Source organism: Streptomyces sp. W1SF4, assembly GCF_003950035.1.
Classification (GTDB): domain Bacteria; phylum Actinomycetota; class Actinomycetes; order Streptomycetales; family Streptomycetaceae; genus Streptomyces; species Streptomyces racemochromogenes.
This window is the reverse complement of sequence record NZ_CP034350.1, coordinates 4,566,481-4,591,324: the sequence shown is the minus strand read 5'-3', so window position 1 is coordinate 4,591,324 and position 24,844 is coordinate 4,566,481. Positions and strand designations below refer to the sequence as shown.

General features: G+C 72.9%; 26 protein-coding genes and 1 pseudogene. 8 read left to right on the top strand and 19 right to left on the bottom strand.

Features of this window, described 5'->3' with window-relative positions; all coding sequences use genetic code 11:
• Nucleotides 1-121: 121 nt before the first annotated feature.
• On the top strand, nucleotides 122-1,393 hold the full coding sequence (locus D1J60_RS21550) for a D-alanyl-D-alanine carboxypeptidase (RefSeq protein WP_241253350.1): 1,272 nt from the start codon (nucleotides 122-124) through the stop codon (nucleotides 1,391-1,393).
• Here D1J60_RS21550 and D1J60_RS21545 read toward each other — a convergent pair.
• The 4 genes from D1J60_RS21545 to glyA all read right to left on the bottom strand — a co-directional run bounded on the left by D1J60_RS21545 (nucleotide 1,390) and on the right by glyA (nucleotide 5,749).
• Nucleotides 1,390-2,280: a YihY/virulence factor BrkB family protein gene (locus D1J60_RS21545; protein WP_125822187.1), complete on the bottom strand. Its 891-nt coding sequence runs from the start codon at nucleotides 2,278-2,280 to the stop codon at nucleotides 1,390-1,392. The two genes, D1J60_RS21550 and D1J60_RS21545, sit on opposite strands and share 4 nt — an antisense overlap.
• Before the next feature lie 173 nt (nucleotides 2,281-2,453).
• Nucleotides 2,454-3,038 carry a 2'-5' RNA ligase family protein gene (locus tag D1J60_RS21540; RefSeq protein ID WP_125822186.1) on the bottom strand — a complete coding sequence of 195 codons (585 nt, stop codon included), beginning with the start codon at nucleotides 3,036-3,038 and terminating at the stop codon, nucleotides 2,454-2,456.
• 83 nt (nucleotides 3,039-3,121) lie between these two features.
• On the bottom strand, nucleotides 3,122-4,135 hold the full coding sequence (trpS, locus tag D1J60_RS21535) for a tryptophan--tRNA ligase (RefSeq protein WP_125604332.1): 1,014 nt from the start codon (nucleotides 4,133-4,135) through the stop codon (nucleotides 3,122-3,124).
• Between the two features lie 348 nt (nucleotides 4,136-4,483).
• Nucleotides 4,484-5,749, bottom strand: coding sequence for a serine hydroxymethyltransferase (gene glyA, locus D1J60_RS21530; protein WP_125822185.1), 1,266 nt, complete (start codon nucleotides 5,747-5,749; stop codon nucleotides 4,484-4,486).
• Between the two features lie 243 nt (nucleotides 5,750-5,992).
• On the opposite strand from glyA, the gene rocD reads away from it, so the two are divergent.
• Entirely contained in the window at nucleotides 5,993-7,198 is a 1,206-nt protein-coding gene (gene rocD / locus D1J60_RS21525) for an ornithine--oxo-acid transaminase (protein ID WP_125822184.1), read from the top strand.
• 145 nt (nucleotides 7,199-7,343) lie between these two features.
• A complete protein-coding gene (locus D1J60_RS21520; protein WP_125822183.1) occupies nucleotides 7,344-7,931 on the top strand; it encodes a hypothetical protein in 588 nt (195 codons plus the stop codon).
• Nucleotides 7,932-7,937: 6 nt separating this feature from the next.
• On the opposite strand, the gene D1J60_RS21515 is transcribed toward D1J60_RS21520, so the two are convergent.
• Both D1J60_RS21515 and D1J60_RS21510 read right to left on the bottom strand, forming a co-directional pair.
• Nucleotides 7,938-9,134 carry a glutathionylspermidine synthase family protein gene (locus D1J60_RS21515; RefSeq protein ID WP_125822182.1) on the bottom strand — a complete coding sequence of 399 codons (1,197 nt, stop codon included), beginning with the start codon at nucleotides 9,132-9,134 and terminating at the stop codon, nucleotides 7,938-7,940.
• Nucleotides 9,135-9,140: 6 nt separating this feature from the next.
• Nucleotides 9,141-9,443 (bottom strand): hypothetical protein, encoded by a 303-nt coding sequence (locus tag D1J60_RS21510; protein ID WP_042801603.1) that lies wholly within the window; start codon nucleotides 9,441-9,443, stop codon nucleotides 9,141-9,143.
• A 98-nt stretch (nucleotides 9,444-9,541) separates the two neighbouring features.
• Here D1J60_RS21510 and D1J60_RS21505 point away from each other — a divergent pair, with 98 nt between their 5' ends.
• Nucleotides 9,542-10,357, top strand: a complete 816-nt coding sequence (locus tag D1J60_RS21505) for a hypothetical protein (RefSeq protein WP_125824130.1) — start codon at nucleotides 9,542-9,544, stop codon at nucleotides 10,355-10,357.
• Here D1J60_RS21505 and D1J60_RS21500 read toward each other — a convergent pair.
• Genes D1J60_RS21500 through D1J60_RS21490 form a run of 3 tightly spaced genes read right to left on the bottom strand, consistent with a single transcriptional unit; the run spans nucleotide 10,344 to nucleotide 11,538 of the window.
• A complete protein-coding gene (locus D1J60_RS21500) occupies nucleotides 10,344-10,526 on the bottom strand; it encodes a DUF397 domain-containing protein (protein WP_125822181.1) in 183 nt (60 codons plus the stop codon). The two genes, D1J60_RS21505 and D1J60_RS21500, sit on opposite strands and share 14 nt — an antisense overlap.
• Nucleotides 10,523-10,714, bottom strand: coding sequence for a DUF397 domain-containing protein (locus tag D1J60_RS21495; RefSeq protein ID WP_125822180.1), 192 nt, complete (start codon nucleotides 10,712-10,714; stop codon nucleotides 10,523-10,525). The genes D1J60_RS21500 and D1J60_RS21495 overlap by 4 nt, the downstream gene beginning before the upstream one ends.
• Complete coding sequence (locus D1J60_RS21490) at nucleotides 10,711-11,538, bottom strand: helix-turn-helix transcriptional regulator (RefSeq protein WP_125822179.1); 828 nt, start codon at nucleotides 11,536-11,538, stop codon at nucleotides 10,711-10,713. Before D1J60_RS21490 ends, D1J60_RS21495 begins: the two co-directional genes overlap by 4 nt.
• 108 nt (nucleotides 11,539-11,646) lie before the next feature.
• On the opposite strand from D1J60_RS21490, the pseudogene D1J60_RS21485 reads away from it, so the two are divergent.
• A pseudogene (locus D1J60_RS21485) lies at nucleotides 11,647-12,075 on the top strand (ATP-binding protein).
• Here the strand turns inward: D1J60_RS21485 and D1J60_RS21480 are convergent.
• Nucleotides 12,056-13,471, bottom strand: coding sequence for a PLP-dependent aminotransferase family protein (locus D1J60_RS21480; protein WP_125822178.1), 1,416 nt, complete (start codon nucleotides 13,469-13,471; stop codon nucleotides 12,056-12,058). The pseudogene D1J60_RS21485 and the gene D1J60_RS21480 overlap by 20 nt on opposite strands.
• A gap of 46 nt (nucleotides 13,472-13,517) precedes the next feature.
• On the opposite strand from D1J60_RS21480, the gene D1J60_RS21475 reads away from it, so the two are divergent.
• The gene (locus D1J60_RS21475) at nucleotides 13,518-14,036 is read left to right on the top strand and encodes a carboxymuconolactone decarboxylase family protein (protein WP_125822177.1); all 519 of its coding nucleotides are present in this window, start codon (nucleotides 13,518-13,520) and stop codon (nucleotides 14,034-14,036) included.
• Nucleotides 14,037-14,042: 6 nt separating this feature from the next.
• On the opposite strand, the gene D1J60_RS21470 is transcribed toward D1J60_RS21475, so the two are convergent.
• The 5 genes from D1J60_RS21470 to D1J60_RS21450 all read right to left on the bottom strand — a co-directional run bounded on the left by D1J60_RS21470 (nucleotide 14,043) and on the right by D1J60_RS21450 (nucleotide 19,059).
• Nucleotides 14,043-14,963: a hypothetical protein gene (locus tag D1J60_RS21470; RefSeq protein ID WP_125822176.1), complete on the bottom strand. Its 921-nt coding sequence runs from the start codon at nucleotides 14,961-14,963 to the stop codon at nucleotides 14,043-14,045.
• 3 nt (nucleotides 14,964-14,966) lie between these two features.
• Nucleotides 14,967-15,344 (bottom strand): hypothetical protein, encoded by a 378-nt coding sequence (locus D1J60_RS21465; RefSeq protein WP_125822175.1) that lies wholly within the window; start codon nucleotides 15,342-15,344, stop codon nucleotides 14,967-14,969.
• Nucleotides 15,334-16,941, bottom strand: coding sequence for a hypothetical protein (locus D1J60_RS21460; protein WP_125822174.1), 1,608 nt, complete (start codon nucleotides 16,939-16,941; stop codon nucleotides 15,334-15,336). Before D1J60_RS21460 ends, D1J60_RS21465 begins: the two co-directional genes overlap by 11 nt.
• Nucleotides 16,942-17,216: 275 nt before the next feature.
• Entirely contained in the window at nucleotides 17,217-18,206 is a 990-nt protein-coding gene (locus D1J60_RS21455) for a malate dehydrogenase (RefSeq protein WP_125822173.1), read from the bottom strand.
• Nucleotides 18,207-18,444: 238 nt separating this feature from the next.
• The gene (locus D1J60_RS21450) at nucleotides 18,445-19,059 is read right to left on the bottom strand and encodes a short chain dehydrogenase (protein WP_125822172.1); all 615 of its coding nucleotides are present in this window, start codon (nucleotides 19,057-19,059) and stop codon (nucleotides 18,445-18,447) included.
• A gap of 71 nt (nucleotides 19,060-19,130) precedes the next feature.
• Here D1J60_RS21450 and D1J60_RS21445 point away from each other — a divergent pair, with 71 nt between their 5' ends.
• Nucleotides 19,131-20,024 carry a LysR family transcriptional regulator gene (locus D1J60_RS21445; RefSeq protein WP_125822171.1) on the top strand — a complete coding sequence of 298 codons (894 nt, stop codon included), beginning with the start codon at nucleotides 19,131-19,133 and terminating at the stop codon, nucleotides 20,022-20,024.
• Here the strand turns inward: D1J60_RS21445 and D1J60_RS21440 are convergent.
• Nucleotides 20,011-20,577 (bottom strand): DUF3017 domain-containing protein, encoded by a 567-nt coding sequence (locus tag D1J60_RS21440; protein ID WP_125822170.1) that lies wholly within the window; start codon nucleotides 20,575-20,577, stop codon nucleotides 20,011-20,013. The genes D1J60_RS21445 and D1J60_RS21440 overlap by 14 nt on opposite strands.
• Nucleotides 20,567-21,427, bottom strand: a complete 861-nt coding sequence (locus tag D1J60_RS21435; protein WP_125822169.1) for a bifunctional methylenetetrahydrofolate dehydrogenase/methenyltetrahydrofolate cyclohydrolase — start codon at nucleotides 21,425-21,427, stop codon at nucleotides 20,567-20,569. The genes D1J60_RS21440 and D1J60_RS21435 overlap by 11 nt, the downstream gene beginning before the upstream one ends.
• Before the next feature lie 252 nt (nucleotides 21,428-21,679).
• Here D1J60_RS21435 and D1J60_RS21430 point away from each other — a divergent pair, with 252 nt between their 5' ends.
• Nucleotides 21,680-22,432 carry an RDD family protein gene (locus tag D1J60_RS21430; RefSeq protein WP_125822168.1) on the top strand — a complete coding sequence of 251 codons (753 nt, stop codon included), beginning with the start codon at nucleotides 21,680-21,682 and terminating at the stop codon, nucleotides 22,430-22,432.
• A 96-nt stretch (nucleotides 22,433-22,528) separates the two neighbouring features.
• Here the strand turns inward: D1J60_RS21430 and purH are convergent, their stop codons facing one another.
• Together purH and purN are read right to left on the bottom strand one after the other, a co-directional pair.
• Nucleotides 22,529-24,106 carry a bifunctional phosphoribosylaminoimidazolecarboxamide formyltransferase/IMP cyclohydrolase gene (gene purH / locus D1J60_RS21425; protein ID WP_125602684.1) on the bottom strand — a complete coding sequence of 526 codons (1,578 nt, stop codon included), beginning with the start codon at nucleotides 24,104-24,106 and terminating at the stop codon, nucleotides 22,529-22,531.
• Nucleotides 24,103-24,726 (bottom strand): phosphoribosylglycinamide formyltransferase, encoded by a 624-nt coding sequence (purN, locus tag D1J60_RS21420; protein WP_125602682.1) that lies wholly within the window; start codon nucleotides 24,724-24,726, stop codon nucleotides 24,103-24,105. The genes purH and purN overlap by 4 nt, the downstream gene beginning before the upstream one ends.
• Nucleotides 24,727-24,844 lie beyond the last annotated feature (118 nt).

Sequence of the window (24,844 nt, the reverse complement as noted above, 5' to 3'; positions counted from 1 at the left end):
GTCCCCAGTATCGGATTCGTCCCCAGGACGGACGCGCCGGGGTGGGCCGTACCGGGGGTGGTTGAGCCCCGTTGGCCGGTCCCGGACGCCAGTCAGTCCATCGGGATGTACGTTCACCTGCGTGTCTGCCAAGAAGACCGCGCTGACGGTCCTTTCCGCCGCGCTGCTGGCTCCAGCCGTGCTCATGGCGTCCGGGAGCGCGTCCGTACACGCCGCGCCCACGCCGCCCCCGGCGGCCGACGGGAAGGGGCAGCCCCCGAAGGCACCGGACGCCCTCGCGCCGCCCCCCTCCATGTCCACCGTCGGCGGCGCCCGCCTCGGCCAGCCCGGGACGCAGGTCAACCCGATGCCCGGCGCGCCCGCCCTGCCCGCCAACCTCAGCGGAAGGTCCTGGATCGTCGCGGACGCCGAGACCGGCGAGGTGCTCGCCGCGCACAACGCCCACTGGCGGCTGCCCCCGGCCTCCACCATGAAGATGCTCTTCGCCGACACGGTCCTGCCGGGCCTCCCCAAGGACCAGGTGCACCACGTCACCGACCAGGACATGGACGGCGTCGGCCCCGGCAGCAGCCTGGTGGGGGTCAAGGAGGACCACGACTACTCCGTCCACGACCTGTGGCTCGGCGTGTTCCTGCGCTCCGGGAACGACGCGGTGCACGTCCTGTCGGCCATGAACGGCGGCATCGACAAGACCGTCAAGGACATGCAGGCCCACGCCGAGGAGCTCCAGGCCCTGGACACCCATGTCGTGTCCCCGGACGGCTACGACGCCCCCGAGCAGGTGTCGAGCGCGTACGACCTCACCCTCATCGCCCGCTCCGGGCTGCAGAAGCAGGACTTCCGCGAGTACTGCGGCACGGCGGAGGCGAAGTTCCCCGGCCGACAGGAGGCGGGCAGGCCGCGCGAGTACTTCGAGATCCAGAACACCAACCGGCTGATGACCGGCGCCGGCGGCATCACCCCGTACAAGGGCATCGCCGGGGTGAAGAACGGCAACACCACCATGGCCGGCTCCACCTTCACCGGCGCCGCCCAGCGGGGCGACAAGAAGCTGCTGGTGACCGTGATGAACCCGGACAACGGCGGGATCAACGAGGTCTACGAGGAGACGGCCGCGCTCTTCGACTGGGGCTTCGCCGCGGCCGGCAAGGTCAAGCCGGTGGGCGAGCTGGTGCCCCCGAAGAGCGCGGACGCCACCCCGCTCGGCTCGCCCGCCACCATGCACGAGAAGGGCGGCCCCGCGGCGGGCGCCGAAGCCTCCGGCGGCGGCGGGCTCGGCACCGCCCTCGGCATCACGGGCGGGGCGCTGGTGCTCCTGGCCGGCGGGGCCTTCGTGGTCAACCGCCGCTGGCCGCACGGCCGCCGCGGCCCGGGGGGCGGCACCGACGCCTAGGCGGCCGGCTGCTCCTGCTTCTCGTCCCGCGGCTCCTCGTCGTCGCGGGTCGCCGTCCAGGCCGCGCAGAAGAGCAGCAGCTTCGCCGTGAAGTTGATCCACAGCAGCAGGGCGATCGGCACGCCGAAGGCCCCGTACATGCTCTTGGCCGCGACCTCCCGCATGTAGCCGCTGAGCAGCAGCTTCAGCAGTTCGAAGCCCGCCGCGCCGATGAGGGCCGCCTGGACCAGGCGGCCGCGCGGCGGCTCGACCCCGGGCAGCAGGGTCAGCAGGTAGAGCAGCAGCAGGAAGGCCGCCACCACGCCGACGCCGAAGGCCGCGCCGCGCAGCAGCGCCCCGCCCGCGCCCTCGCGCGGGATGCCCAGGAGCTCGGCGGACTTGCCGACCGCGCTGGCCCCGACGACCGAGGCGGCGGCCGAGGCGAGGGCCGCGCCGCCGAGGCCGAGGAGGACCAGGCCGTCCTTGCCCTTGCGCAGGACCGGGTTGCCCTCGTCCTCGTCGTCCTTCTCCCAGACGGCGCGCAGGCAGTCGCGCATCGATCCGATCCAGCCGATGCCGGTGAAGAGGAGGAGGGCGCCGGCGACGAGGCCGACGGTGCCGGCGTTGGCGACGAGCCCTTCCAGGTTGAGCTGGTCGGAAATGCCGGGGACCTGTTCGGCGAGGCTCTTCTGGAGCTGGTCCAGCTGTTCCTGGCTGAGCAGGGCGGCGCCGACCGCGGCGGCGACGGTGATCAGCGGGAAGAGCGCGAGGAAGCTGATGAAGGTGATCGCGGCGGCCAGCCGGGTCCAGTGCACGCGGTCGAGGCGCTCGTAGGAACGCCAGGCGTGGGTGCGCATGACGGCGGAGGCCGCCGGGCCGACCACCGGGAGTTTCTTCAGCCAGTCCATGGGGGCCACCGTAAATGAGCTGAGTGAAATAGCAGGGATTGCCGGTTTTGGGCGCTACGGTCGTCGATTGTGACTTTTCGCCCTACGGATCGTCCCCCGACCAGCCCGTTCCATGCGCTGCTCCTGCGGAGTTTCCGCTTCCACGCGCACCGGGCCGCCCTGCGGCTCCTGCGTCAGGGGCGCGGCACGGCCGCGTCGCCCCGTGGAGCGGGCTGCGCGGGAACGCCGACGGCCCCGGTGCCGAAGGGGTACTCGCGCAGCTTGCGCCAGACCCCGTCCGAGCCCTGCTCGTAGAGCGCGAAGCCCTCGCACCGCCAGCCGGCCCGGTAGTCGGCGAGCTCGCCGAAGGCCCGGTCCATCGCCTCCTCGGAGATCCCGTGGGCGACCGTGACGTGCGGGTGGTACGGGAAGGCCAGCTCGCGGGCGAGCGGCCCCTGGGGGTCGCGGACCTCCGCCTGGAGGCGGGTGCAGCCCGGGGCGCCCTCGGCGAGCCGGACGAAGACGACCGGCGAGAGGGGGCGGAAGGTCCCCGTCCCCTCCAGCCGCATCGGGAAGGCCTCGAAGGCCCGCGCGACCTCGGTCAGGTGGGCGCGGATCGCGGGCAGCCGGTCCGTCTCCACCTCGGTGGGCGGTACGAGGGTGATGTGCGTGGGGATGCCGTGCGCGGCGGCGTCCCCGAAGCCGGCGCGCAGCTCCTGGAGCTGGCTGCCGTACGGCTCCGGGACCGCGATCGAAACGCCGAGCGTTACGGTCCCCACGTGTGTCTCCTTGGTGTGTGTACGAGGTGCTGCCGCTCAGTGTGGCGGCAGCACCCCCTTTGCCGCCAGGGGCCCGAAGTCCGTCAGTGCTTGGCGGGCAGGAAACCGAGGTGGTCGTAGGCCTGCGCGAGGGTCTCGGCGGCGACCGCCCGGGCCTTCTCCGCACCCTTGGCCAGCAGGGAGTCCAGGGTCTCCGGGTCGTCCAGGAACTCCTGGGTGCGCTGCCGGAAGGGTGTGACGAAATCGACCATCACGCCGGCGAGGTCGGTCTTGAGCGCACCGTAACCCTTGCCCTCGTACGAGGCCTCCAGGGCGGGGACGGACTCGCCCGTGAGGGTGGACAGGATGGTGAGCAGGTTGCTGACGCCCGGCTTGTTCTCGGTGTCGAACCGGATCACGGTGTCCGTGTCGGTGACCGCGCTCTTGATCTTCTTCTCGGTGACCTTGGGCTCGTCGAGGAGGTTGATCAGACCCTTGGGGGACGACGCGGACTTCGACATCTTGATCGCCGGGTCCTGGAGGTCGTAGATCTTCGCGACCTCCTTGACGATGTGCGCGGCGGGGAGGGTGAAGGTCCGGCCGAAGCGCTGGTTGAAGCGCTCGGCCAGGTCGCGGGTCAGCTCGATGTGCTGGCGCTGGTCCTCGCCGACCGGGACGGCGTTCGCCTGGTAGAGGAGGATGTCGGCGACCTGGAGGATCGGGTACGTGAACAGGCCGACGCTGGCGCTGTTGACCCCGCCCTTGGCGGACTTGTCCTTGAACTGGGTCATCCGGCTGGCCTCGCCGAAGCCGGTGATGCAGTTCATGACCCAGCCGAGCTGCGCGTGCTCCGGGACGTGGCTCTGGATGAAGAGCGTGCACCGCTCGGGGTCCAGGCCGGCCGCGAGGAGCTGCGCGGCGGACAGGCGGGTGTTCGCGCGGAGGTCCTTCGGATCCTGCGGCATGGTGATCGCGTGGAGGTCGACGACCATGTAGAAGGCGTCGTGCGTCTCCTGGAGGGCGACGTACTGGCGGATCGCTCCGAGGTAGTTCCCGAGGTGGAACGAGCCGGAGGTGGGCTGGATGCCGGAGAGCGCGCGAGGACGGTCAGAAGCCATGCCCCCATTCTTCCACCTGCGCGGGCCGCCTCCGTGCGGCGGGCCGGGTGCCGTGGGCCTGGGCGATGGGCCGGGTGCGGGTGCGTTGCCGCTGCGCGGGGCCGGTTCCCCTACCCGCCCTTCGCCCGTTCCCCGGGGCTGCGCCCCGGACCCCCTGGGGGCTCCGCCCCCAGACCCCCGCGCCTCAAACGCCGGCGAGGCTGGATTCTCCAGCCCGCGCGACGTTTGAGCGCACCGGGCGCGGAGCCCCGGTGGCCCCGCCCCGCACCCGCCGGACGGACTCCGGCGCAGCGGCGCGAAGCCGGGGAGGCCCGCCAGGGCCGAGCCGTGCGAGCGGCGCGTCAAAGATCAGAGCGGGAGCCCCGGGGCCGGGAAGGCGGCCATGAGGTCCGCGACCTCGGAGCGGATCGCGGCGAGGGCCGCCTCGTCGGCCTTGGCGGCGGCGTCCACCGCGCGGGAGATCCAGTCCGCCACCACCGGCATGTGGGCGACGGTAAGACCCCGCGAGGTCAGCGACGGCGTGCCGATGCGGATGCCCGACGGGTCGAACGGCTTGCGCGGGTCGAACGGCACCGTGTTGTAGTTGACCACGATCCCCGCCCGGTCCAGCGCCTTCGCCGCGACCTTGCCGGGGACGTCCTTGCCGGTGAGGTCGATCAGGATCAGGTGGTTGTCCGTGCCGCCCGAGACCAGGTCGAAGCCCCGCTCCAGCAGCGCCGCGGCCAGCGCCTTCGCGTTGGCCACGACCGCGTGCGCGTACGAGACGAAGGACGGCTGCGCGGCCTCGTGCAGGGCCACCGCGATGCCCGCCGTCGTCTGGTTGTGCGGGCCGCCCTGGAGGCCCGGGAAGACCGCCTTGTCGATGGCCTTCGCGTGCTCCTCCCTGCACATCAGCATCGCGCCGCGCGGGCCGCGCAGGGTCTTGTGGGTGGTCGTGGAGATCACGTCGACGTGGCCCGCCGGGGAGGGGTGGGCTCCGCCCGCGATCAGGCCGGCGATGTGGGCCACGTCCGCGACGAGGACCGAGCCGGCCTCCTCGGCGATGGAGGCGAAGGCCTCGAAGTCGATGGTGCGGGGCAGCGCCGTACCGCCACAGAAGATGATCTTCGGGCGTTCGGCCAGGGCCAGCGCCCGCACCGCGTCGTAGTCGACGAGGCCGGTGTCGGCGCTCACGCCGTACTGGACGCCGCGGAACCAGGAGCCCGTCGCCGAGACGCCCCAGCCGTGCGTCAGGTGCCCGCCCATCGGCAGGGCCATGCCCATCACCGTGTCGCCGGGCTTCGCGAAGGCCAGGTAGACGGCCAGGTTGGCCGGGGAGCCGGAGTACGGCTGGACGTTGGCGTGGTCCACCCCGAACAGGCCCTTGGCCCGCTCGATGGCGAGGGCCTCGACGCGGTCGATGTTCTGCTGGCCCTCGTAGTAGCGGCGGCCCGGGTAGCCCTCGCTGTACTTGTTCTGCAGGACGGTGCCGGAGGCCTCCAGCACGGCCGCGGAGACGTAGTTCTCGCTGGGGATCAGCCGCAGGGTCTCCGCCTGGAGGGTCTCCTCGGCGGACACGAGCGCGGCGAGCTCGGGGTCGGTGGCGAACAGGGCGGGCTGGCGGTGCGCGGTCATCGCGGCTCCTCCGGGGTCGATGTCGAGTCTCGTCCCCGCGAGGCCCAGGCGAGCGGCCCTGTGTGCGGTCGTGCGCGCACGACTCCCCCGGAGTCGGTTCTCCGTGCGCCAGTCGCCGTGCGTACCGAACACCATAGCGGGCGCGGCACCGGGGAGGTTTCCGGTTCCACGATCCGAGCGACGATACAAAGGACGTCACCCACGTCACCCGCGCCACCAGTCAGACGGACGATCGGAGACCCCGTGTCGAGAACTGCTGATGCCATCCGCTCCGCCGACGAGCACAGCGCGCACAACTACCACCCCCTGCCGATCGTCGTCGCGTCGGCGGAGGGGGCGTGGATGACCGACGTGGAGGGCCGCCGCTACCTCGACATGCTCGCCGGGTACTCGGCGCTCAACTTCGGGCACGGCAACCGCAGGCTCATCGACGCCGCCCGCGCCCAGCTGGAGCGGGTCACCCTCACCTCCCGCGCCTTCCACCACGACCGCTTCGCCGACTTCTGCGCCGAACTCGCCGCGCTCTGCGGCAAGGAGATGGTGCTGCCCATGAACACGGGCGCGGAGGCGGTGGAGACGGCGGTCAAGACGGCCCGCAAGTGGGGCTACGAGGTCAAGGGCGTCCCCGACGGCCAGGCCAAGATCGTCGTCGCGGCGAACAACTTCCACGGCCGTACGACGACCATCGTGTCCTTCTCCACCGACCACGAGGCCCGCGACCACTACGGCCCCTACACGCCCGGCTTCGAGATCGTCCCGTACGGCGACCTGACCGCGCTCGACGCCGCCGTCACCGCCAACACCGTGGCCGTGCTGCTGGAGCCGGTGCAGGGCGAGGCCGGGGTGCTCGTCCCGCCGGCCGGATACCTGGCGGGCGTACGGGAACTGACGCGCCGGCGGAACGTGCTCTTCATGGCGGACGAGATCCAGTCGGGCCTGGGCCGCACCGGCCGGACCTTCGCGTGCGAGCACGAGGGCGTGGTGCCCGACGTGTACGTCCTCGGCAAGGCGCTCGGCGGCGGGGTCGTGCCCGTGTCGGCCGTGGTCGCCGACCGGGACGTGCTCGGCGTGTTCCGCCCCGGCGAGCACGGCTCCACCTTCGGCGGGAACCCGCTCGCCTGCGCCGTCGCGCTGGAGGTGATCGCGATGCTGCGTACCGGCGAGTACCAGCAGCGGGCCGCGGAACTCGGCGACCACCTGCACCGGGAGCTGAACCTGCTGGCCGGCGGCAGCGCGGTGACCGCCGTACGCGGACGCGGGCTGTGGGCGGGCGTGGACGTCGACCCGGCGCTCGGGACGGGCCGCGAGGTCTCCGAGAAGCTGATGGGGCTCGGCGTGCTGGTGAAGGACACCCACGGTTCGACGATCCGGATCGCGCCGCCGCTGGTGATCTCCAAGGAGGACCTGGACTGGGGGCTCGACCAGCTGCGGTCGGTCCTGGCCGCGTAGCGGTCCCGGCGGCGGGTGCGGCCGCTCCCCGGCCGTGCCCGCCGCTGCGGTGGACACGCGGAGCGGCCCGTCGGACGATGGAGGGACCCGTACGGGTGCGCGTCCCCGGCTTGCGCCGGGCCGACCCTCCGATGGGAGTCACCCCATGCACCGACGCAACCGACACACCCTGCTGTGCGCCGCACTGGCGTCCGCCGTCGCCCTCGGCGGCGCCGCGGCCCTCGCGACGCCGGCCTCCGCGGCGCCGACGGCGGTCCCCGCCGCCAGCTGCACGGTCACCCCCGACCCGTCGGGGAACTTCGTGGTCATCACCGGCGAGGGGTTCACCGCCCCGCGCAACCTCAACGACGGCGAGAGCACCGAGCCGCTGAACATCGACGCCAACGGCAACTTCCGGGTCCAGCGGTTCCAGAAGAACGTCGACTACACCGTCCTCGCGGTGAACGAGGACCAGAACTTCGTCTTCGTGAACTGCCAGGTCAAGCAGCCCACGTCCCCGACGAGCCCGTCCACCACCGCCCCGTCGCACTCGCGGGAGTACAAGCACGGTTACGCGGACGGGTTCACGGCGGGCACGAAGGCCGCGTCCCGGTCGGACTGCACCGTCCCGCCCCAGCCCGACAAGAGCCGGGACCACTCCAAGTCGTACTGGGAGGGCTGGAAGGCGGGCGCCGAGGCGTCCTACGACCAGCGGTGCGACACCGGCTCCGACGGCGGGCCGGCCGGCCAGTAGAGCGCTTCAGAGGATGACGTGCGGCAGGAAGCGCGCGTACTCGTCCGTGACCGGTCCCGCCGACTCCCGGATGCCCAGCCCCGCTGCCTCCTCCTCGACGACCCACGCCCCGAGCACCACGCGGTTGCCGTCGAAGTCGGGCAGCGGGGCGAGCGCCTGGAAGACGTACGTCTCCCCCTCGGCCGGGACGAAGGGCTCGCCGCCCTCGCCCGCCTCGTGCAGGGTGACCCCGGCGCCCTCCCGGCCCAGCAGCGGCTTGGCGGCGTACCCGCAGGTGTCGGCCAGCTCGCGGGGGCCGTCGAGGTAGGCGGGCAGCAGGTTGGGGTGCTCGGGGAAGAGCTCCCACAGGATCGCCAGCAGCGCCTTGTTGGCGAGCAGCATCTTCCACAGCGGCTCGATCCAGGCGGTGGTGCCCGAGCCGCCGCCGTGGTCGTAGGTGCCGAGCACCTGCGGGCCGAACTCGTCGGTGGCCAGCCACTCCCACGGGTAGAGCTTGAAACAGCTGCGGATGAAGCGGAGCTTCTCGTCCACGAACCGGCCCGAGAGGCCGTCCCAGCCGATCGTCTCCACCGACAGCGCGTGCGTCTCCAGCCCGGCCTGCTCGGCGGTCTCCTGGAGGTAGGCGACCGTCATCAGGTCCTCGCCCAGCTCGTCGGTCTCGGAGTGCGCGAAGTGCACGGGGCCGGGCGGCAGCAGCTCGGCCTGGCGGCGCCAGGCCTCGACGAGCCGCTCGTGGAGGGAGTTCCACTGGTCGGCGCCGGGGAAGCGCTCCTCCATCCAGAACCACTGCGGGCTCGCGGCCTCCACCAGGGAGGTGGGCGTGTCGGCGTTGTACTCCAGCAGCTTGGCGGGCTCGCCGGCCCCGTCGTAGCGCAGGTCGAACCGGCCGTAGAGAGAGGGCTGTTCGGCACGCCGGCGCCAGGACTCGGCGATCCGGGCGGCCAGCTTCGCGTCGGTGATGCCGAGGTCCGCGAAGCGGTCGTTGTCGACGATGTGCGCGGCCGCGGCCAGGCACATGGCGTGCAGCTCCTCGACGACCTCCTCCAGCGCCTCGACCTCCGGGAGCGAGAAGGAGTAGTACGCGCTCTCGTCCCAGTAGGGGCGCAGGGAGTCGTCGGGGAAGCGGGTGAGGGGGTAGATCAGCCCCTGCTCCTCGACGGTCTTCTGCCAGTCGGGGCGCGGTTCGATGGTGTGCCGCTTCATGTGCGCTCAGCCGCCGGAGGAGCCGGAGCTGCTGTGGCCGCCGATGCCGCCGCGGGTGACGGCCGACTTGTCGAAGCTGCCGCCGGTCACCTTGCCGCCGCTGACCCTGCCGCCGTAGTAGTACGAGCCGCTGCCGCCGCTCTTGCACTCCTTGGAGTTCAGGTGGTCCAGCGTCTTGCGGGAGGCGCACCGCTTGTCGGGCTCGTCGCTGCTCCCGCACGCCACGAGGGTGGCGGCGAGCAGGCCCATGCCGCCGAGGGCGACCGCGCCGGAGCGCATGCGTCGTCTGGTCGTGTTGCCGGTATCCATGGCCTGCACCCTAGAGCGGGGGTGCGGGGGGATGGAATCCGGCCGCCGTCACACCCTTGTCACGACGGGTGACTTACAGTCTGTTCGTGCTGATTGGGATGGTTTGCGCGCTGGGTGCGGCGGTCTGTTTCGGTACGGCGACCGTGCTCCAGGCCGTGGCGGCCCGGGCCGCGGCGGCGGGCGGGGCTACCGGTACGGGGACGCTGTTCCTGAGGGCCGTGCGGCAGTGGCGGTACCTGGCGGGGCTCGGGCTGGACGCGGTCGGTTTCGTGCTCCAGATCATCGCGCTGCGGCACGTCCCGATCTACGCGGTGGGGGCCGCGCTGGCCGCGAGCCTGGCGGTGACGGCGGTGGTCGCGGCCCGGCTGCTGCGGGTGCGGCTGTCGCGGCTGGAGTGGGGCGCGGTGGGGGTGGTGTGCGCGGGGCTGCTGATGCTCGGGCTGGCCTCCGGTGAGGAGGGCTCGGGGACCGGGACGCTCGCGCTGGCATGGGGCCTGCTCGCGGTGGCGGGGCTGGTGCTGCTCGTCGGCGCGGCGGCGGGCCGGCTGCCGGATCGCTCGCGCGCGCTGGTGCTCGGCCTGGCGGCGGGGACGGGCTTCGGGGTGGTGGAGGTGGCCGTCCGCCTCATCGACACCCTGTCCCTGCGGGAGCTGCGCAACCCGGCGCTGTACGCGCTGCTGCTGGGCGGGGCGGCGGGGTTCCTGCTGCTCACCTCCGCCCTGGAACGCGGCTCCGTCACGGCGGCCACGGCCGGCCTGGTCCTCGGCGAGACGGTCGGACCGGCGCTGGTGGGCGTGGCCTGGCTCGGCGACCGCCCCCGCGAGGGCCTGGCCTGGCTGGCCGTGACGGGCTTCGCGGTTGCGGTGGCCGGCTCCCTGGCGCTGTCGCGGTTCGGCGAGCCTACGGAGTCCTGACCCCGGCCAGGAACGCCGCGAACGCCGCCGCGCGGAAGGTCAGCATCGGGCCGCCGGGGGTCTTGGAGTCCCGGACGGGGACGGTGCCGGGGAGGTTGAGGGCGACCTCGACGCACTGGCCGCCGTTGTTGCTGTAGGAGGACTTGCGCCAGCGCGGGGTCGTCGTCATGGGGCCTTGATGCCCGCGACGAACGCCGCGAACGCCTCCGCCCCGAAGTTCAGCACCGGCCCGCCGGGGGTCTTGGAGTCCCGGACGGGGACGATGCCGGGCAGGTTGACGGCTACCTCGACGCAGTTGCCGCCGTTGTTGCTGTAGGAGGACTTGAACCAACGGGGGGAATCGGACCTGGTCGTCACGGGGTGCCCTTTCGTACCTCATTGATCATGGCCACTGATGCCGCCTGGGACAGGGCTTCGGCCTGAAGTTGATGGTAGGCCGTCAGCATGGGGAGCACCGAGACGGTTTCACGGTCCAAGTGGCCCTGTGACTGGGACTCGGCGTAGGCGACCACCGACCGGTCGGCGAGCGTCAGCAGATTGACCGGGAGGTCGAACGGCCGCCGTTCCCCGATCTCGTAGGGCGCGACCTGGAGCATCGTGTGCGGCCGAGCAGCGAACTCGACCAGGCGCTCCAGTTGTGCACCCATCACCTCCGGGCCGCCGACGGGCCTCCGGATGCAGCTCTCGTCCATCACCACGAACACCATGGGCGGTCGTACGCGCTCCAGCGCCTCCTGCCTCTCAGCGAGGAACGCGACCCGCTCGGCCGCGAACTCTGGCGAGATGGCCCCTCGTTGCACGGCACTGTCCGCCAGGACCCGCGCATACTCCGGCGTCTGCAACAGCCCGGGGATGATCCCGATCTCGAAGAGGCGGAGTTCCACCGCTCGGCCCTCGTAGCCGACGTACTCCGGGAAGCCCTCCAGCAGCGCGCCGTGACGGACTTCGAGCGACAGGCGCTCGAACGTGTCTCCGCCCCCGAGAGCCGCGTCCAGACTGCGCGAAAAGCGCAAGGTCGGAACTTTGCGACCGGTTTCCACGGCCGAGATGTGGGTGCTCGAATACCCCATCCGCTCGCCCAGTTCCTCCTGCAGCCAGCCACGCGCCACCCGCATAGCGCGCAGACGTGCACCGTACGCGGCCTGCGGCGAGCTGTCCGGGTTCAACTCCTTGATGTTCACAGGGCTCCCACCAACCTTTCGTCCTCCCCTGACACGTTGAATGCTTCCCGGCAACCGACCACTCTGAACCCGCTTGGTAGTGATCCGACTACGGAGAGGAGCGGCGGCATGCCCAACCCAGGGAACGAATGGCGGCAGCGGTTCAGCAGCACACGACGAGGCGCACGCCTCGCCCGGCATCTGGCGGAGCTCGAACTCTGCCGGTGGGACTTCCCGCTCGGCGGGTAGGAGTCCGAGCGGGTCGCGCAGGTCGTCGCCGAGCTGGCGGCCAACGCCGTGACCCACGGCTGCGTGCCGGGGCGGGACTTCGAGCTCCGGCTCCGCGAGCTGGACGGGGTGCTGCGGGTGGAGGTGTCCGACGCGCACGCCGGGAAGCGGCCCGACCTCCGGCCCCCCGGGGACGGCCACGGCTACGGGCTGCGGATCGTCGAGGAACTCTCCGACGCCTGGGGCGTCACCGGCCGGGTGGTCGGCAAGACCGTCTGGGCCGAGGTGGCCAAGCGGCGGCGGCCGGCCGCTACGGCAGGGCGGCCGTGAGGGCCGCCAGGGTCGGGGCCCAGGCGCTCGTCGCAGGGGTGCCGTAGCCGACCACCAACGCGTCGCGCGGCGGCATGCGCGAGTCCGGGTGGCGGAAGCGGGCGAGGCCCTCCAGGGCGAGGTCCTGCCAGGCGGCGGCCTGGACGAGGGACCGCTCCGTGCCCGGCGGGAGGTCCAGCACGGCGTGCAGGCCCGCCGCGATCCCGGACACCGGGACCCGCCCCGCCACGGCGGCGACGAGCTCGTCCCGGCGGCGCCGGTACCGCAGGCGCATGCCGCGCACGTGGCGGTCGTACGCCCCGGAGGTGATGAACTCCGCCAGGGTCAGCTGGTCCAGCGCACTGGACGTCCAGTCGGCCTCGCCCTTCGCCGCCGCGACCTCCTCCAGCAGGTCCGGCGGGAGCACCATCCAGCCCATCCGCAGCCCCGGCGCCAGGGACTTGCTGGCCGTGCCGAGGTAGACCACCCGGTCGGGGTCCAGGCCCTGGAGCGCGCCGACGGGCTGGCGGTCGTAGCGGAACTCCCCGTCGTAGTCGTCCTCCAGGATCAGCCCGCCGGTGCTCCGCGCCCAGTCCACGGCCGCCGCCCGCCGCTCGGGGGTGAGGGCCGCGCCCGTCGGGAATTGGTGCGCCGGGGTCAGCAGCACCGCGCCCGTGCGGGGGCCGAGCCCGGCCAGGTCCGTGGTGCGGGCCCCGGCCTCGTCCACCCACAGCGGGCGGGTCGTCATCCCGGCGTCGGCCAGCAGGTCCCGGTGCACGTCGAGGCTGTACCCCTCCACCGCCACCTCCCGCACCCGCCGCCCGCGCAGCGCCCGGCCCAGGAGTTGCAGCGCGTGCGCGAAGCCGGCGCACAGCACGATCCGGTCCGGGTCCGCGTACACCCCCCGGGCCCGCGCCAGGTACCCGGCGAGCGCCTCCCGCAACTCCGGCCGGCCGCGCACGTCCGCCGCGTACCCGAAGGCCTCGTTCGGGGCGGCGGTCAGGGCCCGCCGCGCGGCCGCCAGCCAGGCCGCGCGCGGGAAGGCGCCCAGGTCCGGGGTGCCGGGGACCAGGCTGTACGCGGGCCCCCGCCGCGCGGGGCGGCGTACGGCCTGCCGCCCGTCGGCGGGCCGGCGCACCGCGGCCCGCTCCGCGACCCGGGTGCCGGAGCCCTGGCGGGCCGTCAGCCAGCCCTCGGCGACGAGCTCCGCGTACGCCTCCGCGACGGTGTTGCGGGCGATCCCCAGGTCGGCGGCGAAGGAACGCGAGGACGGCAGCCGGGTGCCGGGCGCGAGCCGCCCGCTGCGGGCGGCCTCCCGCAGCGCTTCCGTCAGCGCGGCCCGCAGGCCCCGGCCGCCGGCCGCCGCGGCGAGGTCCACGTGCAGGTCGGCTCCGAAAGTGGCCCATGAACCGGTCATGGGAATGGACCATATACGCGGGCCGCCCCGCCCCTACGTTGGGCACATGAGCACCCAGACCAGCACCCACGCCCCCGCCGCCGAGTTCGCCGCCGAGCACGCCCCCCGGATGCAGTACGCGAAGGTCGCCCCCGAGGTCTACAAGGCCGTCATCGGCCTGGAGATCGCGGCGAAGAAGGGCCTGGACCCGCGCCTCGTCGAGCTCGTCAAGCTCCGCGCCTCGCAGATCAACCACTGCGCCTTCTGCCTGGACATGCACAGCAAGGACGCGCTCGCCGCCGGCGAGAGCGTCGAGCGCGTCATGCTGCTCGCCGCCTGGGAGGAGTCGCGGCACTTCTACACCGAGAAGGAGCTCGCCGCGATCGAGCTGACCGAGGCCGTCACCGTCCTGACGGACGGCTTCGTGCCGGACGAGGTGTACGCGCGGGCCGCGAAGCACTTCGAGGAGGCCGAGCTGGCCCAGCTGATCGCCGTCATCGCGACGATCAACGTCTGGAACCGGATCGGCGTCACCACCCGCATGGTCCCGGGCCACTACACCCCGCCGGCGGCCAAGAAGGCCTGATCCTGATCAGTCCGGGCGGAAGGACTCCAGGGCCGCCGTCAGGTTCGCGCGCGTCGTCGCGGCGTCGGCGGCCGGTCCGGCCGCCAGCAGCGCCCAGCGCCCGCCGCCCGGGGTGGTGACGATCCGCTCCATGCCCCGGCGGCGGCCGTTGGACTCCGAGCTGTCGTACTCGTAGACCAGCTCGCAGCCGGTCCCCGCGGTCGGCTCGAGGGACACCTGCCGGTAGCCGGGGTTGGCCTTCAGCTGGTCCGAGGAGATCTGGAGCAGCGTGCACGAGCCCATGGCGCTGCTCTCCGTGATCCGGAAGACCTGGAGCAGGGCGCTGCGGTCCCCGGGCCGGCGGTAGAAGGAGCCGCTGCCCGTCTCGTCGGTGCTGGGCTCCCAGCCCTTGGGGACCGCGACCGAGAAGCCGTTGTCGTTGTGCACCACGGTGTGGTCGCCGCCGGTGCTCGGCGACGGGCTCGGCGTCGTCGGTGACGGGCTCGCCGGCCCGGGCGAGGAGGGGCCGGGCTCCGGGGCCGTCCACTGCCCCGACGGGGACGCGGGCGGCCGCGCGTCCCCGCCCGCGCCGTCCTCGGGGCCCAGCAGCATCCACGCCGCGACGGCGGCGCCGCCCACGACGGCCGCCGCCAGCCCGACCAGCACCGGGGTGCGCCACTGCTGCCCGCCGCCCGGCGGGGGTGGCGGCGGGGGCAGGGGCGCGGTCGGCACCGGGGGCCACGCCTCGTGGTACCCGGGGGCGGTCGGCGGGGGCGTCGCGGGCAGCGCGGTCGGCCCGCCCGGCGGCTGCTGCGGGGAGGCCGGCTGCGAATAGCCCGGGGGCGCCCCGGGCGGCGGGGCCGGCTGCCCCGCCCCCCGCGCCGGAGCCGGCCCCCACTCCCACCGCTGCGACTGCGGGTCCCAGCGGGCGCCGTCGGACGAGGACACCGGTCAGCCTCCCAGCGAGGCGAGCAGCCCGCCCAGCGCGGTGGCCGCGCTCAGCGTCTCCACCAGCGGCGCCCACCGCTCCAGTGCCCCGCGCAGCCGCGCGGGCAGGCCGGGCCGGATCTCCTCGGCCCCCTCCAGCTCACCGGCCGCCTCGTCGAGTTCGGCGTCGAGCTGGGCGCGCTCGGCGCTGCGGGGCAGCCGTACGAGGGCTGCGCGCAGTTCGCGTACGCCCTCCAGCAGTTCCTCGGCGCCGGGCGCCCGGTCCTGCGCACCGCCGACGTGGTGGTGGACGGTGTTGGTGTTGTTGCCGCCGCCGATGCTGAAGGCGCTGCCGTGGACGTCGCCGATCCGGATCCCGTGCGCGTCGTCGCTACTTCCCACCGCTGCTCCCCTTGCCGCTCGTACCGATGGTGTTGGTGTTGTCGCCGCCGCCGAAGCTGGCCGCGCTGTTGTTCATCGACTGGATGTAGACCCCGCCTTCGGCGACGGTGACCGCCCGCCGCGCGAACTCCTCGGTGTGCCAGCCCGCTTCGTGCAGGGCGACGGTAACCCCGCCGACCACCCGGTCCTGAATCGTTTTCAGGTACCGGTCGAGGTCCATGAGGTGGAAGAGGGAGCCGTCGTCCATCGCGGCGATCTCCCGCACCGACAGCCGCGGCCCCTCGGGGCGGGCGCCGCCGTGGCCGCCGGTGGCGATCCGGCTCCAGCTGAGGTATCCGCGGCCCAGGGTGGCGACGGACGCGGCGAACGAGCGGGGGGTGGCGGTGAGCGCGTCGGAGGCCTTGCCGAGCCAGTTGTTGTTCAGCAGCCGCTGGGCGGCCGCGTCGGCGTTCTGGAACCCGGTGCGTACCGGGAGCAGCACGTGCGGGGCCACTTCCAGCATCAGCATGCCGCCCTGGGTGTGGACCCGTACGAAGACGGTGACCACGAGGTTCTCGTCCCAGCCGCCGACCCGGACGCGCAGGAAGTGCCGGCGCCGCTCGCCGCCCTCCTCCATGGCTCCCAAGCGGTGCTCGGCGAACTGCTCGGGGGAGAGCGGGGCCGCGTCGCGGTGCGGGAGGCCGACGGCCGGCAGGAAGACGCACTCGTCGACGGCCAGCTCGCGCAGCCGGTCCAGTACCGCTTCCTGGGCCTCCCGCGAGCCGTGCGGGGAGGGCACGCGCAGGGCCTGGAGCAGGGGGGTGATCCTGCCGACGATGTGCGCGTTGGTGACGGGCTGCGGCTTGCGGCCGGGGCCGAGGTCTTCGCGGGGGCGCAGTTCCACGGAGAGCTGCCAGGGCCGGAAGGCCTCCCCGGCGCCGGTGAAGGGGGCGTTGATGTCGTACATGACCAGCGGGGCGTGCTGTTCGCGCCGGATCCGGGCGCGGACCCGGGCGAAGCGGGGGCTCTGCGAGGCCTCGGCGGGGTCACCCGCGAGGTCGGCGTACCGGGACGGGGAGAGTTCCCGCAGGACGATCCGGGCGGCGTGGCCGCGCTGGAGGCCGACGACGGTGACGAGGGCCGCGAAGACGAGGGGCATCAGCCACGCGCTCAGGGAGCCGCCGGTGCCGGGCCGCGCCAGGTCGGCGGCGGCGTAGGCGGCGTCGTCGGAGAAGAAGGAGAAGACGTCGAGGAGCGCGGCGATGGCGGTGAAGCTGCCGGTCAGGGCCGTCCAGACCGCCAGGACGATGAAGAGCAGCCACACCCAGGCGTAGACGCGCAGGACCAGGCCCAGGGCGCGCACGACGCGGTTGCGGCGGGAGCCCAGCCAGTCGGCGAGGCTCAGCTGGAGGAAGGGGACGAGCATCAGGGTGAGCTGCCAGCCGGTCAGCAGCGACCCCGCGAACCAGGCGCCGATGACCCCGGCGGCCCAGCCGAGCTCGATGCGGCGGGCGCGCAGCGCGTGGGCGAGGACGCGGGCGGCGTCGAAGCCGTAGGAGGGGGCGGCGATGCGCTCCTCGTGGACGAACAGTTCGTCGATCACCCGATCGCGGTACACGGCGTCAAGGTAGGTTCCCGCGCACAGGAGGCGGCCGGCCTCGCTGACGGAGGGGTGTACCGGCGGGCGGCCGCCGTGCGGGTCCGCTCCACGGTCACCGCCGCCGGACTGAGGGGGAATCAGGTGGTCGGTCACCGGGCGACCTTATTTTCCACCTACATGCTTGGACAGCTTCTTTCACGCCAAAGCGCCCCGGCCGGGTTTGGACGGGGCGCTCCGGAATTCGTACCGGTCAGGCCTTCGGGTGAACGGAGGGCCTGATCAGGACGGGTGGATCAGATCAGACCGAGGGCGCGGACCGCGTCGCGCTCCTCGACGAGCTCCGCCACGGACGCGTCGATGCGCTTGCGGGAGAACTCGTTGATGTCCAGGCCCTGGACGATCTCGTACTTGCCGTCCTTGGTGGTGACGGGGAAGGAGGAGATGATGCCCTCCGGGACGCCGTAGGAGCCGTCCGACGGGATGCCCATCGAGGTCCAGTCGCCCGCGGCGGTGCCGTTGACCCAGGTGTGCACGTGGTCGATGGCGGCGTTGGCGGCCGAGGCGGCCGAGGAGGCGCCACGGGCCTCGATGATCGCGGCGCCGCGCTTGGCGACGGTCGGGATGAAGGTGTCGGCCAGCCAATCCTGGTCGTTCACGACCTCGGCGGCGTTCTTGCCGGCGATCTCCGCGTGGAAGATGTCCGGGTACTGGGTCGCCGAGTGGTTGCCCCAGATGGTGAGGCGCTTGATGTCGGTGACGTCCGAGCCGGTCTTCTGGGCCAGCTGCGTGATCGCGCGGTTGTGGTCCAGGCGGGTCATCGCGGTGAAGCGCTCGGCCGGTACGTCCGGGGCGGCGGCCTGCGCGATGAGCGCGTTGGTGTTGGCCGGGTTGCCCACGACGAGGACCTTGATGTCGTCCGCGGCGTGCGCGTTGATCGCGGCGCCCTGCGGCTTGAAGATGCCGCCGTTGGCGGAGAGCAGGTCACCGCGCTCCATGCCGGCGGTGCGCGGGCGGGCGCCCACGAGCAGCGCGACGTTGGCGCCGTCGAAGCCCTGGTTCGGGTCGTCGAAGATGTCGATGCCCTTGAGCAGCGGGAAGGCGCAGTCGTCGAGCTCCATGGCGGCGCCCTGGGCGGCCTTCATGCCCTGGGGGATCTCCAGGAGGCGGAGCTTGACCGGCACGTCCGCGCCGAGCAGGTGGCCGGACGCGATGCGGAAGAGCAGCGCGTAGCCGATCTGGCCGGCGGCGCCGGTGACAGTGACATTCACGGGAGTGCGGGTCATGGCCTTCTCCGTTAGACAGCTGGCGGTGGGGCGTCCCCGCCCCATGTGCTGGACCCCAATGGCTGGGGAGGACGCCGCTTCCCTGTCCTTACGAATCTTGACGTGAAGAGACATCCGCGGTCAGGCTATCCGACCCGCGGGGCCCCCAATCCCCCGGACCCTGTGGTCCACGGCACACGGGCGCCCGGGTGCGGTGGTTTCGAAGGTCCGGACGGGTGTACGCCCCCGTTCCCGGCCGTCACTCCACGCGGAAGACCTCGCCGGTCCGGTGTCCTTCGACGGACTTGACGTAGGCGTTCGCGGCACGGGCGACCGGTACCGGGTCGAAGCCGGCGAAGGCGTCCCCGTACGCGTCGAGGGACTCGGTGAAGACGGTCGGGCTGACGGCGTTGATCCGCTGGCGGCCCGGGAGTTCGATGGCGGCGGCCCGTACGAAGGCCTCGACGGCGCCGTTGACGAGGGAGGCGACCGAGCCGGTGAGCAGCGGTTCGCGCGCGAGGATCCCGGTGACCAGGGTGAAGGAGGCGTGCGCGGGGAGCCGGGGTGCGCCCTGGCGGACCAGCTCGACCTGGCTGACGGCCTTGCCCTCCAGGCCCTCGCGGACGTCGGCGGTGCTCAGCTCGGACAGGGGGCGCCACGGGACGCTGCCGGCGGCGCTCGCCACCGCGTCGACGGGGCCGACCGCGTCGTACATCGCCCGGACGGACTCGGGGTCGGTGATGTCGACGTACACGTCGGCGTCCTTGCGGGAGGCGGTGACCACGTCGTGGCCGCGCTCGCGCAGGGCCGTGCGGACCGCGCTGCCGAGGGTTCCGTTGGCTCCGACCAGGAGCACCTTGAGGGGAGCGTTCATACGACGAGCATCCGCCCCCTCCCATCGTGAAGTCCAGCTACTTCGTCTACACCCTTGGTTAAGCTGAACTCATGCTTGACGTGAAGCGGATGGTCATCCTGCGGGACCTCGCCGAGCACGGGAAGGTCACCGTGGTCGCCGAGCTGCACCGGGTGACCCCCTCCGCGGTCTCCCAGCAACTGCGCGCCCTGGAAGCCGAGGCCGGGGCCGTCCTCGTCGAACGGGAGGGGCGCGGCCTGCGGCTCACCCCGGCCGGCGCGGCCCTGGCGGCCGCCTGCGCACCGGTGCTGGCCGCGCTGGAACGGGCCGAGGGGGCGGTTCGGGCCCTGGACGCCGGCCCGGCCGGCGAGCTGTACGTGGGCTGCGCCCCGAGCGCCCTGGCGACGGTGGCCGCGCCGCTCGTCGCCCTGCTGGCCCGGCGCCATCCCGGGCTGCGGCCGCGCGTGGTCCAGGCCGACCCCGAGGAGGCCGTGCCGCGGCTGCGCGGGCGCCGCCTGGACCTGGCGGTGACGTACGCGTACCCGCTGCTCGGCGCCGCGCCCGCGAGCGGGACCACCGCCGTCCCGCTGTTCGACGACCCGCTGTGCCTGGCGCTGCCCGAGGCGCTGCTGCCGGCCTACGAACGGGAGGGGCCGGCGGCGCTGCGCGACGCCGACTGGGTCTCGGCGCCCGCCCCGAGCAGCTGCCGGGAGATGCTCGTGCACACCTGCCGCAACGCCGGGTTCACCCCGCGCATCGCGCACGAGTGCTCCGACCTGCGGGCCGGGCTGTGGCTGGTCGCCGCCGGGCGGGCCGCGTCGGTGCTGCCGAAGCTGCTGTGCGACGCGCCGCCGCCCGGCACGGCGGTGGTGGAGCTGCCGGGCCGGGGGCGGACCCTCCAGGCGCTGGTCCGGGCCGGCACGGAGAGCCGCCCGGCGGTGGCCGCGGCCCTGGGCGCCCTGAGGGAGGTCGTCAGCGGACGGTGAAGCGGACCGCGCTCTCCAGGAAGGGGAGGTGCAGCCACGGCCCGGGTTCCATGACCAGCGCGAGCAGCGTGATGGCCACGCCGAGGACCCCGTACGTGATCATGTCCGTGAAGCGGGAACGCACCGCGAGCATGCCCACCGAGGGCAGGACGCGCCGCATCACCGCCGCCGCGATCAGCGCGACGCCGATCACCAGGCAGCCGACCCGTGCCTGTCCCACCGCCGTGGTCAGCAGCCCCACCGCGGTGGCGGCGAGGACGCTGAGCATCGGCCACTGACGGGCCGGCGTGGACACCGCTCCCGGGATCGCGCGGCCGCCGCCCTCGGGGCGGGCCGTGTCCTGGGTGACGGTGGGGAACCGCCGCGACCGCGCGGCCGACTGCCCGGGACCGGACGCCTCGCCGGGACCGGGCGCCTTGCCGGGACCGGGCGCCTTGCCGGGACCGGGCGCCTTGCCGGGACCCGGGTCTGCGGCCGCCCGCGTCCCGTTCTTCGGGCGGGGCGCCCCGCCGGGCACCCCGCCCGTACCGCTCGCGTCGTGCTCAGCCCGCACTGGTGGTCCGCTCCGCCGCCTCGACGACGTTCACCAGCAGCTGCGCCCGCGTCATAGGGCCGACACCGCCCGGGTTCGGGGAGAGCCAGCCCGCCACCTCGGCGACGCCCGGGTGGACGTCCCCGACGATCTTGCCGTTCTCGTCGCGGCTGACGCCGACGTCGAGCACCGCCGCGCCCGGCTTCACGTCCTCCGGCTTCACCAGGTGCGGAACGCCCGCCGCCGCGACGACGATGTCCGCCTGGCGCAGCAGCCCCGCCAGGTCGCGCGTACCGGTGTGGCACAGCGTCACGGTGGCGTTCTCGGACTTGCGGGTCAGCAGCAGCCCGATGGAGCGGCCGACGGTGATGCCCCGTCCGAGTACCACGACGTGCGCGCCGTTGATCTCGACCCCGTGGTGGCGCAGCAGCTCGACGATCCCGTACGGGGTACAGGGCAGCGGGCCCCGCTCGTTCAGGACCAGCCGGCCCAGCGACATCGGGTGCAGCCCGTCGGCGTCCTTGGCCGGATCCATCAGCTCCAGCACGCGGTTGGTGTCGATCCCCTTCGGGAGCGGGAGTTGGACGATGTAGCCCGTGCAGGCCGGATCGTCGTTCAGCTCGCGCACGACCGCCTCGATGTCCTCCTGGGAGGCCGTCGCGGGCAGTTCGCGCTGGATGGAGGCGATGCCGACCTCGGCGCAGTCCTTGTGCTTGCCGTTGACGTACCAGCGGCTGCCCGGGTCGTCACCGACCAGGAGGGTGCCGAGGCCGGGGGTGACGCCCCGTGCCTTCAGCTGCGCCACACGGGCCTTCAGTTCGGATTTGATCGCGGCCGCGGTGGCCTTGCCATCGAGAATCTGGGCGGTCATGGGGGCATCCTCCCGGATGGGGCGGCCCGGCTTCCACTCGGACGTCGGCCGGATCGCGCTCTTGATTGCACTTGCACAACAAGTCTGGCGCGCCCCGGCAACCGGCTGGACAAGCCAGGTGCGGGCCCACCACGATGACGGGCAGCAAGACGATCGGAAAGAGTGCCGCGGGCAGTGCCGGGGGGCGTACCGCAGAAGCAAGTGTCCTCCAGCGTGCCGTGCGTCCCCGCACTTCACGGAGGAAAGACCCAGATGAGCTTCGGCGACCCGAACAACCCCTACGGGCAGCAGCCTCAGCAGCCGCCGCAGGGCCAGCCCGGCTACGGCTACCCGCAGCAGGCCCCCCAGGGCGTCCCGCCGCAGGGCCAGCCCGGCTACGGCTACCCGCAGCAGGGCCAGCAGCCCTACGGTGTCCCGCCCCAGGCGCCGGGTACCCTCCAGGCCAACAACGGCTACATCAACGTCGCGGGCCTCGGCACCGTCCAGGTCGCCACGATGGGCCGCCGCTTCGGCGCCCGCCTGATCGACGGCCTGATCATCGGTGTCCTGTACTTCATCCTGAGCTCCGTCGTGTTCGCCGGCGCCTTCGGTGCGGCCAGCGACATCAAGGACTGCTCGGGCATCGACCCGCTGTCCCCCGAGTACAGCACCTGCCTCAACGAGGCGTCGGCGCAGGCCGGCGAGGCCGCGGGCGGCATCTTCGCCGCCTTCTTCGGCGGTCTGCTGATCCTCGGTCTCGCCACCCTGCTCTACGAATGGCTGATGATCGCCTTCGTCGGCGCCACCGTCGGCAAGATGGCCCTCGGCCTGAAGGTCGTCAAGGAGAACACGGGCCAGGTCCCCGGCATCGGCGGCGGCTTCATCCGCTGGATCATCCCGATGGTCGGCTCGGTCCTCTGCGGCATCGGCCAGGTCCTGGTCTACCTCTCCCCCTTCTTCGACAACTCGGGCAAGCTCCAGGGCTGGCACGACCGTGCCGCCGGCACGATCGTCGTCAAGAAGTAAGCAGCAGGCAGTACGGGCAGTACACACCGCTCACGGCGAAGGCCGCGTCCCGCAGTGCGGGACGCGGCCTTCGCCGTTGCTGCGCTACCGGGCCGCTCAGTGGAAGAAGTGGCGGGTACCGGTGAAGTACATCGTCACGCCGGCCTTCTTCGCGGCCTCGACGACCTGCTCGTCGCGGACCGAACCACCCGGCTGGACGACGGCCTTGACACCGGCGGCGGTCAGGATCTCCAGACCGTCGGGGAAGGGGAAGAAGGCGTCGGAGGCCGCGTACGAGCCCTGCGCGCGCTCGGCGCCCGCCCGCTCGACGGCGAGCTTCGCCGAGTCGACGCGGTTGACCTGGCCCATGCCGACGCCGACCGAGGCGCCGTCCTTCGCGAGCAGGATCGCGTTGGACTTGACGGCCCGGCAGGCCTTCCACGCGAAGGCGAGCTCGGCCAGCTCCCCGGCGGACAGCGCCTCGCCGGTGGCCAGCGTCCAGTTCGCCGGGTCGTCGCCCTCGGCCTGGAGGCGGTCGGTGACCTGGAGCAGCGCACCGCCGTCGATCGGCTTGACCTCGACCGGGTTGGCCGGGGCGCCCTCGGCGCGCAGCACGCGGATGTTCTTCTTGCGGGCCAGCACCTCGACGGCGCCGTCCTCGTACGCCGGGGCCACGATGACCTCGGTGAAGATCTCCGCGACCTGCTCGGCCAGCTCCACCGTCACCGGGCGGTTGACGGCGATGACGCCGCCGAACGCGGAGAGCGGGTCGCAGGCGTGCGCCTTGCGGTGCGCCTCGGCGACGTCCGCACCGGTCGCGATGCCGCACGGGTTGGCGTGCTTGATGATCGCGACGCAGGGGTCGGCGTGGTCGTACGCGGCCCGGCGCGCGGCGTCGGTGTCCGTGTAGTTGTTGTACGACATCTCCTTGCCGTGCAGCTGCTCCGCCTCGGCCAGGCCGCCGGTGCCGTCGACGTAGAGCGCGGCGCCCTGGTGCGGGTTCTCGCCGTAGCGCAGCACGTTGCCCCGCGCGTACGTCGCGCCGAGGAAGTCGGGGAAGCCGGAGTCGTCAGCGGCGGCGTAGTCGTCGGCGAACCAGGAGGCCACGGCCACGTCGTAGGCGGCGGTGTGCTGGAAGGCCTCGGCCGCGAGCCGCTTGCGGGCGGCCAGGTCGAAGCCGCCGCCCTGGGCGGCCGCGAGGACGTCGGCGTAGCGGGCGGGGCTGGTGACGACCGCGACCGAGGGGTGGTTCTTGGCGGCGGCGCGGACCATCGAGGGGCCGCCGATGTCGATCTGCTCGACGCACTCGTCCGGGGTGGCGCCCGAGGCGACGGTCTCCCGGAAGGGGTACAGGTTCACGATCACCAGGTCGAAGGGCTCCACGCCCAGCTCGGCGAGCTGGTTGCGGTGGTCCTCCAGGCGCAGGTCGGCGAGGATGCCGGCGTGCACGCGGGGGTGGAGGGTCTTGACGCGGCCGTCGAGGCACTCGGGGAAGCCGGTGAGCTCCTCGACCTTGGTGACGGGGACCCCGGCGGCGGCGATCTTCGACGCGGTGGAGCCCGTGGAGACGAGCGCGACGCCCGCCTCGTGCAGGCCGCGGGCCAGCTCTTCCAGTCCCGTCTTGTCGTAGACACTCACGAGCGCGCGGCGGATCGGCCGCTGGGTCGTAGCCGTCGTCGTTTCGTTGGCGGTCACTGGATTGTTACCTTTCGTCCCTCAATGCGGTAGCCGTGCCGGGCCAGGCGCCCCACGACGTCGACGAGCAGCTGGCGCTCGACTTCCTTGATGCGCTCATGGAGCGCGGCTTCGTCCTCCCCGTCCCGGATCTCCACGACACCCTGGGCGATGATCGGACCGGTGTCCACGCCGCTGTCCACGAAGTGGACCGTGCAGCCGGTGACCTTCGCCCCGTACGCGAGGGCGTCGCGCACCCCGTGCGCTCCGGGGAAGGCCGGGAGGAGGGCGGGGTGGGTGTTGACGAACCGGCCGCCGAAGCGGTCGATGAAGCTCTTCCCGACGATCTTCATGAAGCCGGCGGAGACGACCAGGTCCGGCGCGTGGGCGTCGGTCGCCTCGGTGAGCGCCGCGTCCCACTCCTCGCGGCTGGCGTAGGCCTTCACCGGACACACGAAGGTGGGGATCCCCGCCTTCTCGGCCCGCTCCAGACCGGCGATGCCGTCGCGGTCGGCGCCGACGGCGACGACTTCGGCCCCGAAACCCTCGGCTCCGCCGGGGTGGGCCTCGATGGCGTCGAGCAGGGCCTGGAGGTTGGTGCCGGAGCCGGAAACCAGCACGACCAGGCGGGAGGCGGCCATGTGAGGCCCTTTCTCACAGGATTTGCGACATTCGTCTTGTGCGGTCATACGAAACTTCGGGGTACCGATATACGGGGAACCATACGAAGCCACCGACCGCCTGCAACGATACCGGCAC

What these genes read in the sequence shown, in the direction of transcription:
- D1J60_RS21455 (WP_125822173.1), bottom strand. Translation starts at nt 18,206, where the DNA reads ATGACCCGCACTCCCGTGAATGTCACTGTCACCGGCGCCGCCGGCCAG.
- D1J60_RS21430 (WP_125822168.1), top strand. Translation starts at nt 21,680, where the DNA reads ATGAGCTTCGGCGACCCGAACAACCCCTACGGGCAGCAGCCTCAGCAG.
- D1J60_RS21515 (WP_125822182.1), bottom strand. Translation starts at nt 9,134, where the DNA reads ATGAAGCGGCACACCATCGAACCGCGCCCCGACTGGCAGAAGACCGTC.
- D1J60_RS21500 (WP_125822181.1), bottom strand. Translation starts at nt 10,526, where the DNA reads ATGACGACGACCCCGCGCTGGCGCAAGTCCTCCTACAGCAACAACGGC.
- D1J60_RS21480 (WP_125822178.1), bottom strand. Translation starts at nt 13,471, where the DNA reads ATGACCGGTTCATGGGCCACTTTCGGAGCCGACCTGCACGTGGACCTC.
- D1J60_RS21435 (WP_125822169.1), bottom strand. Translation starts at nt 21,427, where the DNA reads ATGACCGCCCAGATTCTCGATGGCAAGGCCACCGCGGCCGCGATCAAA.
- trpS (WP_125604332.1), bottom strand. Translation starts at nt 4,135, where the DNA reads ATGGCTTCTGACCGTCCTCGCGCGCTCTCCGGCATCCAGCCCACCTCC.
- purN (WP_125602682.1), bottom strand. Translation starts at nt 24,726, where the DNA reads ATGGCCGCCTCCCGCCTGGTCGTGCTGGTTTCCGGCTCCGGCACCAAC.
- D1J60_RS21505 (WP_125824130.1), top strand. Translation starts at nt 9,542, where the DNA reads ATGGTTTGCGCGCTGGGTGCGGCGGTCTGTTTCGGTACGGCGACCGTG.
- D1J60_RS21520 (WP_125822183.1), top strand. Translation starts at nt 7,344, where the DNA reads ATGCACCGACGCAACCGACACACCCTGCTGTGCGCCGCACTGGCGTCC.
- glyA (WP_125822185.1), bottom strand. Translation starts at nt 5,749, where the DNA reads ATGACCGCGCACCGCCAGCCCGCCCTGTTCGCCACCGACCCCGAGCTC.
- D1J60_RS21475 (WP_125822177.1), top strand. Translation starts at nt 13,518, where the DNA reads ATGAGCACCCAGACCAGCACCCACGCCCCCGCCGCCGAGTTCGCCGCC.
- D1J60_RS21445 (WP_125822171.1), top strand. Translation starts at nt 19,131, where the DNA reads ATGCTTGACGTGAAGCGGATGGTCATCCTGCGGGACCTCGCCGAGCAC.
- D1J60_RS21545 (WP_125822187.1), bottom strand. Translation starts at nt 2,280, where the DNA reads ATGGACTGGCTGAAGAAACTCCCGGTGGTCGGCCCGGCGGCCTCCGCC.
- D1J60_RS21450 (WP_125822172.1), bottom strand. Translation starts at nt 19,059, where the DNA reads ATGAACGCTCCCCTCAAGGTGCTCCTGGTCGGAGCCAACGGAACCCTC.
- D1J60_RS21510 (WP_042801603.1), bottom strand. Translation starts at nt 9,443, where the DNA reads ATGGATACCGGCAACACGACCAGACGACGCATGCGCTCCGGCGCGGTC.